We start from the raw sequence: 8,389 nt of genomic DNA, 5'->3' as shown, positions 1-8,389 counted from the left end.
ACGACTGAATTACTCCAATTTATTTCTCCTGAGTATATTTGATGAAAAGAAATTGGATTATGATGAAAATTTCCAGAATGAATAATATTTTCTAGTTTTTTAATTTTATCATAAAGGATAAAAAAACTAGTAAGATATACATTTATTCTTGTGTCATTATTACCTTCTTGGGTAACACTCAAAGAAGTCAATACCCATTCATCATCTGTATATAAATTATGTATTAGGAATTTATCTACAAGATTATCGTCTTCTGAATTAATCCAATCTTGTATGTTTTCATCTTTTGAAGGAAATAAACAATTCGTAATTAATTGAAATTTTCTTGGTAATCTAGGAAAAGTTGGATCAAAAAAATTGTCACTACTTCTGAATCTTTCACCATTTTCTGATTTTAAACGACCATCTAAAACGAGATAACCTACAAACTCAAAATAAGATTGCCATAAATATTTCTCTGAATATTTAATCAAGTTGTCATTTCCTCTACGTCCACCATATTTATAAGTTCTATCTTCTTGAAAATCCTTATTAATCACTTCAAAAATAGCTTCATCATACCCTTTTGCTTGAATATTACTTAATATAATGGCAAGACAATCGGATGATGGTAATGTATCTCTTTTATCGTAATGGTCAGAAGCAATACCTTTTATTTGATATTTATTAAAATCATATAAGTCTAGATCAAAATGCCAATCGTGATAAATATTTTTTCCTATTTCTTCTTTGATTTTTTCATCAATCGAGATATTGTAATTCTCTTTCGAGAATAATACTTCTTCTGCAAAATCAAGATCAAAGATTGTTTTAGCAAATTCTTGAATGGTAAAGATGTATTCTATAATACAAATATGAGTGTTGTTGAAATTAGGTATGAACTGAGTCTCAAAAAATGAGAGACATTTTTGAGTGAAATCTTTATCTTTTATCGATAGGGTAGTACCGCAAATTGCTACAATAATTGATTCAACACTGTTGATGTCAGGAAATGGAATTGTGATACTAGCTAATCTTAATAATTCATCAGGATACTTTTTTCCAATTAAAAATAAATTTTCTGTGGCTAAACTTCTAATTGATTTGTCACTTGAAGTAGTTGATAAAAACGATAAATACAAATCTTGTTCAATATTTCTTACTTGAATATTACTTTTGAAATAAAACTTGTTTATATCTCTAAGTAAAGGAAAAACTGAATATTTATTTTTTCTGATTAATTCACTCCAATGTATATCTATTTCAACTTGTGATAAAGACGCAAGAACTTTAATTGTAAAATCACCTAAGCCGTGAACTTCTTTCTTGAAATTGTTTTCTAATAACTTCTCAAACAATATTTTCAAATTACGACTTTGCCGATTTTCATTAAGAATGTTTTTGAGGATTTTTTCTTGCCCTTTAGGATTATCAATAAAATAATCAATGTTGTTATAAGCTTCTTCCAAAACAGAATCGTTATCAAATAATTCAAATAATTGAACGTCAAATTTACTAGGTAATAAGTGTAATAGTGACATTAAGATATCTTGACGAAGGGGATGGTAAGTTTCTTTGTTAAAAAGCATTTTTTCAACACCAAGTTTAATCAACGCATCTTTTAATTCTTCGGACTTTGTTAAATTGTTAAGAAGAACTTTTGATGCTATGGCATATCCTGCGACTCTGTCATATGTAAATTGAACAGTTTCGTCATTCGTTCTTAGATTTTTTTGAAAACATAAGCCCTCATCTAAAAGCTTTTTCGTCAAATCTCCCATTTGGTTTGGTGATTCAGGTGAAATGATCTGGTTAAATTCAAAATCAGAAATCTCCCTAGTACTATTTAACCATAAATGCTTACAAAAATGTCTTATTTGATTTTCTACGTGCTTTTTAGCGATTTTATCGATTTTGGATTCAATTTTACTAGAGTTTTCTGCTATTTCTTCAATATATCTATCAATACTCACGAATACATTTTCTAACGAAATATGTAGGTTTTCCGAATTTTCATTTACAACCGAAAATATTTTCAATAATAATGGGTCGACAAACAATTCTTGATTGAAATTCCAAGATGTTGGTGTGATATTGTACTTGTTAAAATATTTAGGTATTGCTTTAAGTCTTTGTTTTTCTGTAAGACCACTAAGTGTTTTCGTATTTGGAATTTTAGTTATGTCTGACTCTTCGAAAATAGCTTCTACATAACGATTTCTACAAGTTGTTATTAATAACACATAGTCTAGCTCCTTTATATCTCTTATAATATCTTTAATATTAGATTTCCAAATATCATCAAAAGGTTTACTTTCATTTAAACCATCTATTATAATTGGTATTTTAATACCTTTTATAAGACCTAATGTATTTAATGCTTGTATAAACTGTTTGAAAGTATATTGAGTGCTAATTTCTAATTGTTCTAAAATTTGAGTTTTTGGATTTTCATTTTTTCTAAAAGATGACCCAAGTATTAATATTGCTGGAATATTCTTTTTTAGTGATTCTGCACATATATTACAAGCTATATTGGTTTTTCCGTAACCAGCACTACTTAGAATATGAATATCTTTGGTATTAACATCATTAATGAAATCTAAAAGGCAACTTTCTCCATCTTCTTTTGATGAGATAAGATAATCTCTAAGTTTTGTTATTGAAGGAACTATATAAGTATCATTTGTATGTTTTTCCTTCCAGTTTTTCTTATCAATTATGTATTCTTTTGATTTAATTTTTCTATCAAGAATAATTGCTGAACATTCGTATTCTTTATCAAAAGAGAGCAATATGGATTTAAGAGTTTTGACTTTTTCTATTGATAGTCCAGATGTAATAATTCTTATAGTTTCTTTAGATATGTGAACACATTTCTTTAGTAATGCTTGAGCCGTTTCAATATATTCTTCATCAAAAGTTTTGAATTCAGCATTGAATGAGTCGTCTTTTTCTATTTTATCCAAATCATCTTGTAAGTACTTGATTTTAATGTCAATTGCTTCAAATATTGCCTTATAGCTCATTACAAAAAAAACTTCATCATCATAATGTGATGGAGTGTACAAGTCTGTATCAAATTTCTTTTGTAAATCTTCTATTCTCCTTTGAGAATACTTCTTAATAAATTCAAAATCAATAAAACTTGTGTTGAAGTAATGGTTAAAGACATCACTAAATTTGTTAAATTCTTGAGTTAGGAAATTAGAAAAAGTGTCTTTGTTCCAATGAGAAATGATTGTATCTGATTTTAGATTAGCTAACGCTGTTTTTAGCTCAATAAATTTATCTTCAATAAAACTTCCTGGAGTACAAATAATCCATAATTTTATATTAGGATGTCTTTTAAGTGTTGTAGTAAAACCTTTTTCTAACTCATCACGCCTACTTGCTGTTAGAGATGTATTTTCTTCACTATTAAACCACCATTTTACCTGCCAGCCTATCTCATCACCTGCTTTAAGGTTCAATTCAGGACAGTCTGAATGAAGCGTAAGATAATATTCTGAACCAGGTGTATTATAGAAGTTTTCAAAATAACCGTAATCCTTATATTTTAAATATGCAACTTGAAAGCAAAATGACTCAAAACTGATATCCTTTGCTTGTTGATTTTGCTCGAATTGGCTCCATTGAATACTTATCATACTAAAGCTTTTTCAGGTTCACTCGTTTTGCAAAGATTAATTTGGTCGTAATAAGGACAACCGCCTCGACAATTGCTTGAGTTTTTGCACTCTCTTTGACAGGTGTTTACTTGAGCATTTCTGTATGATTCCCAATGATTATTCCAAATTTCTTCAAATGAATTATCTTTTAAACTATGGTTATCTCTATTGTGACTAGTAAATGAGCAAGGTTTAACTACAAGATTTTCATCAATGTATGCTGAAAAAAATGCACACTCACAAGGCTCAATAAAATCAATTGTAGTATTTGTAAAGTGCATTAGCATTGGCATAAAACAAGAATCAAAACCAATATTTAAGGAGCATTTATGCTTATCAATAAGTAAACAAAACTTCTTTAAATCGTCATTTAACTCAAGACATAAGCTGTCATCTCCTCGTCCCATTGGTTTAAATGTTAAAAAAATGAGAGAGTTAAACCCTTTTAATATATCGTTGTGGTTTCCTTCCAAAATTTCAATTCCTTGTTTGATACTCTTTTTGTCAAGAATAAAATGAATATTTGTTCTAATTCCTTCATTTATGAAAATTTGAGCTTTTGATTTAGGAATTGTTCTAATGTTTGGAAAAGAGATTGCAACTGCTCCAACCAAAGGTTTAATTTCTTTTGCAATCGCTTCGGTAATATGCATTGCATTAGTAGTAAAATTTGGTACTACATTGTATTTGCGAGATATTTTTAATATTTCTATAAAATTTGGATGTTCTAATGGTTCACCACCACCAAGAGCAACTTGAAAAACATTACCCCATTTTTCGCTGTATAATGATTTTATAGCAAATTCATAATCATCTAAACTCATAAAAACATTATTCGGAACACTATCTCGATAGCAAAAGGTACATCCTTTTGTACAATGATTAGAAATTGAAATATCAACTAATTCTGGTAAAGGAGCTCGATAAGGATCATCTTTAAATGTTTTACCCCATCTCATAGTAACTCCAGTCTCATTGTCAGCAATAAAATTATACCCTTCGCTATGTCTTCTGATTAATGCCATATTTAATAAGTTTCTACTTGCGTTGAACCAAAGCCAGCTATTTTAGCAATTTCACCTTTTAGGATATATTCTCCATATATGTAACTCCACAATTCTTCATCCGTCATTTTATCAATTTCTACCTTTTTTCCGTTTTCTTCAATCCATTCTCTACAATTTGTGCCTCCATCCGTGTTAAATTTTATTTTTTTGATTATCATTTCCTCTCCTTCCATATAAATTCTGGTTCCATTTTCAGAAATGTCATTTTTCAAAAACTCGGTTACTTTTTGAATTTCATTATCTTTGCTATCTCCATGGAATCTTGCAAAAGTTTCAACAATATCTTTTTTCATTGTTATAATATAACTAACAGAACTACTATTTGATACAAAGTCATTTCTTATTTTCATTTTGTCGTTTTTTAGTATTGGATAGATTAAGTTTTTTAAGTTTCGCATCGAAAAAATACAATCTACTTTAGGGATTCAGTTTTTTCACTATGAAACACAATTTGAAAAGGATAAACTAATATCCGTCTTGTTTATTATTAAATATGTTTTTACAACATTTTCTATTGCTTCTTTCAAATATAACGAAAAGGATAATAAAATAAAATCTTACAATCTAGTAAAATAAAAAATATGACAAATTTTAGTTGGAGGACAAATTTTAAAAAATGCTGTAAAGAGAAGAAAAGGGAATAATAAATTGTACTTCCTTTTATTCGTTAAAAATTATATTTGCAAAGTCACTTAAAACCAATAAATATGCTTAAAACTTATTTTGTAGTATTACTAGCTATACTTTCCATCAGTTGTAAAAAAGAAACCACTACTATCGAAGCACCAAAAGAGGTAAAAAAGAAACCGCCAACAACAATAAACGCTAATACAAAATCTATAGATGATGATTTTAAATCTTTCCTTGAGGCTTTTAGTAAAGATTCTGTATTTCAAGTAAGCCGTGTTACATTTCCATTAGTACTTGAAGAATGGATAGATCCTGAAACAGGTACGGTAAAGAAATTAATGGACAAAAAAGCTTATGAAATCCTTGATTTTCGCTACCCTAAAGATGCTTTAACAAGAGAATATGATCGTTATACACAAACGGTTAAGTTCAAAGATAATAAAGCAGTTGTTGAAATTAGAGGGGTTGATAACGGCATTTATGTAGATTATATTTTTGAGAAAATAAACGGAAAATGGCTGTTGATTTCGTGTAATAACCAATCGATATAAATAGAAAAAGAGTATTGATTTTTTTCAATACTCTTTTTCTAAAATTATCAGTACTGATAATTTACATTTCTCTAAAGATTGTGTGCATTAATCTTTTTTTATCATTAATACTTTCTTCTAAAGAAATCATTGTTTCTGTTCTATATACTCCATCAATATCATCAATCATATAGATTACATCTTTAGCGTGTTTTGTATCTTTTGCTCTAATCTTACAAAAAATATTAAACTTTCCTGTCGTCACGTGAGCAACTGTTACAAAAGGAATTTCATTAATTCTTTCTAAAACAAACTTCGTTTGTGATGTATTATTTAAAAATACTCCAACATAGGCAATAAATGAATATCCTAATTTTTCATAGTCCAATGTTAGTGAGGATCCTTGGATAATACCAGCATCTTCTAATTTTTTAACACGCACATGGACAGTTCCTGCTGAAATTAAAAGTTTTTTTGCAATGTCTGTAAATGGTATTCTCGTATTATCAATTAACATATCAAGAATCTGATGATCAACCTCATCTAATTTAAACTTACTCATATAATTATTTCTTTGTTTGTGTTTTTATTTTTTAGTTTTTGTTTAAATACATCTAAAATATTACTTTTTAAGCACTCCATTTACAAAAATATTGTTAATATTTACAGAAAAATTAGCATCTTTTTCCAATTCGGGATAGTTCCCAAATTCGTCTTGATATAGACCTCCTTTTAAATCATAAACTTGATGTGCGAAATTTCTTTCTAGATCTCCAATGGCTACGATCTCGGCTTCAAAATGGACTTTTCCTTGAAACAGGACTTCTTTATAGTGGGATGCAAATTTAGTAATAATATCTAAAGAATCGCTTTTTAACCTAATATTTTTGTAAATAAAATCATAAAAATTGATTTTATTTTGCGGAATATTCAAATATCCCTTCAAATTTACTTCTGTTTTTTTTGAAGAAATAATATGTTCTAATCCGGCTATATATGCAATAAAAATATATTTTCTGGTTTCTTCTCTTTCATAATCATTTTGAAAATGCCCTGCTTCAAACAAAATAGTAGGCACTCCTGAATACTGAAAATAATCTCCTATACAATTTAAATTAAAAGTATCATCAAATCTTCCAATTTGATTGGGTATATGTTTTTGTAATTCATTCGTCATTGCTAAAATAACATCTACTGCACGCAATCTACATTCATTATATTCACAGGCTTCATTAAAAGAGGGTGCCAAAAAAGAAACGGTTGCTGGCTTACCTGAATCTCCTGTTCCAAATATTGTGCGTTGGTCATGTAAATTAAAGCAAAAATCAGGTTTAAACTCTTCAAAAATTTTACGTAAAATTTTTGATTCAGGTTGTGTTAATGCTACTGAATCGCGATTTAAATCTATTTGATTAGCATTTACTCTTGTGTAAGCAACTGCTCCATCTGGATTGACTATAGGAATCATAAAAAAAGTACACGATGTTGCCAACCTTTGAGCTAATGGTTCTTTTGAACCTAAAAAGTTTAAAAAATCAAACAATGCTTTAGTAGTTGTCGATTCATTTCCGTGCATTTGTGACCACATAAATATTCTTGTAGATCCGGTTCCAAACTTAATAGAATAAATAGGTCGTTCTTGAACGGATTGTCCCAATATTTTAATTTCAAAGTTTGGGTTCAATTGATCTAATATTACTTCTAAGTCAGTATTGGTAATATAGCGCCCTGAAATAGTTTTTTCTTTATAGTCTGTATAAAAATTCATCCGTTTGATCTTTTTTTAAAATTAATTATAGTAATCACATAGTTCTTCCTTGAAAAAAATATTTTAAATCTTTTCCTAATTAAAACAACCGTAATGTGAGAATCAAATTAACAAAAATGGAGATATAGCTTTATTATAATCACCTAAGAGAATTATTTAGTAAAGCTGTATTCGGGAACTTTACCTACAATTCCATTGAAATAGCTTTCTAAAATGGCAAAATCTTTTTCTTTATCTCCCGAAGGGATTATTTTAGGAAAAGCAATAACTTGTTTATTTTTCCAATCAAAACCAATGGCAACAATAGGAACATTGGCTTTTAGGGCAATGTAATAAAATCCTGTTTTCCATTCAGATACTTTTTTTCGAGTACCTTCAGGTGAAATAGACAATCTAAATTCTTCTTTTCGTGAGAAGATTTTTGCAATTGCATCTACTTTATTTTCATTTTTAAAACGATTAAGAGGTTCTCCTCCTACCCATTTAAAATAATAACCAAAAGGAAATTTAAAAAGTTCTTTTTTAGCAACAAAATTAATATTGATACCTAACGAACCTCTTGTTAATAATCCTATATAAAAATCATGCCAACTGGTATGAGGAACTACAGGCATTACACTTTTTTTTATATCAATCATATAGGATTGGTAGTCTCCTACTATTTTCCATCCCATTAACTTAAAAAATATAAATCGGTATACTCTTTTTTTCATTTCTTTGAGGCTTCGTATGTATTGTATACAA

Annotated in this window: 7 protein-coding genes; 1 reads left to right on the top strand and 6 read right to left on the bottom strand. The window is 28.5% G+C overall.

Going from position 1 to position 8,389, the window contains the following annotated elements; genetic code table 11:
- The 3 genes from B0A78_RS13375 to B0A78_RS13365 form a co-directional block, all read right to left on the bottom strand.
- Positions 1-3,629, bottom strand: a 3,629-nt coding sequence (locus tag B0A78_RS13375) for a hypothetical protein (RefSeq protein WP_133065795.1), incomplete at its 3' end; no start/stop codon positions are given.
- Positions 3,626-4,675 carry a radical SAM protein gene (locus tag B0A78_RS13370; RefSeq protein WP_014165287.1) on the bottom strand — a complete coding sequence of 350 codons (1,050 nt, stop codon included), beginning with the start codon at positions 4,673-4,675 and terminating at the stop codon, positions 3,626-3,628. The genes B0A78_RS13370 and B0A78_RS13375, both read right to left, overlap by 4 nt.
- Before the next feature lie 2 nt (positions 4,676-4,677).
- Positions 4,678-5,067, bottom strand: a complete 390-nt coding sequence (locus B0A78_RS13365) for a hypothetical protein (protein WP_041253394.1) — start codon at positions 5,065-5,067, stop codon at positions 4,678-4,680.
- Positions 5,068-5,424: 357 nt separating this feature from the next.
- Here B0A78_RS13365 and B0A78_RS13360 point away from each other — a divergent pair, with 357 nt between their 5' ends.
- Positions 5,425-5,898, top strand: a complete 474-nt coding sequence (locus B0A78_RS13360; RefSeq protein WP_014165285.1) for a DUF4348 domain-containing protein — start codon at positions 5,425-5,427, stop codon at positions 5,896-5,898.
- A 61-nt stretch (positions 5,899-5,959) separates the two neighbouring features.
- Here B0A78_RS13360 and B0A78_RS13355 read toward each other — a convergent pair whose 3' ends face one another.
- The 3 genes from B0A78_RS13355 to B0A78_RS13345 form a co-directional block, all read right to left on the bottom strand.
- Positions 5,960-6,439: an Lrp/AsnC family transcriptional regulator gene (locus B0A78_RS13355; RefSeq protein ID WP_014165284.1), complete on the bottom strand. Its 480-nt coding sequence runs from the start codon at positions 6,437-6,439 to the stop codon at positions 5,960-5,962.
- Positions 6,440-6,499: 60 nt separating this feature from the next.
- Entirely contained in the window at positions 6,500-7,645 is a 1,146-nt protein-coding gene (locus tag B0A78_RS13350; RefSeq protein WP_014165283.1) for a M14 family metallopeptidase, read from the bottom strand.
- A gap of 152 nt (positions 7,646-7,797) precedes the next feature.
- Positions 7,798-8,389 (bottom strand): 1-acyl-sn-glycerol-3-phosphate acyltransferase (locus tag B0A78_RS13345; protein WP_317044854.1); only part of this gene is annotated, 592 nt, incomplete at its 5' end.

The sequence above is a fragment of the Flavobacterium columnare NBRC 100251 = ATCC 23463 genome (genome assembly GCF_002530675.1).
GTDB lineage: Bacteria > Bacteroidota > Bacteroidia > Flavobacteriales > Flavobacteriaceae > Flavobacterium > Flavobacterium columnare.
The sequence above is the reverse complement of the archived record's forward strand: the minus strand, read 5'-3'. Positions and strand labels throughout refer to the sequence as shown.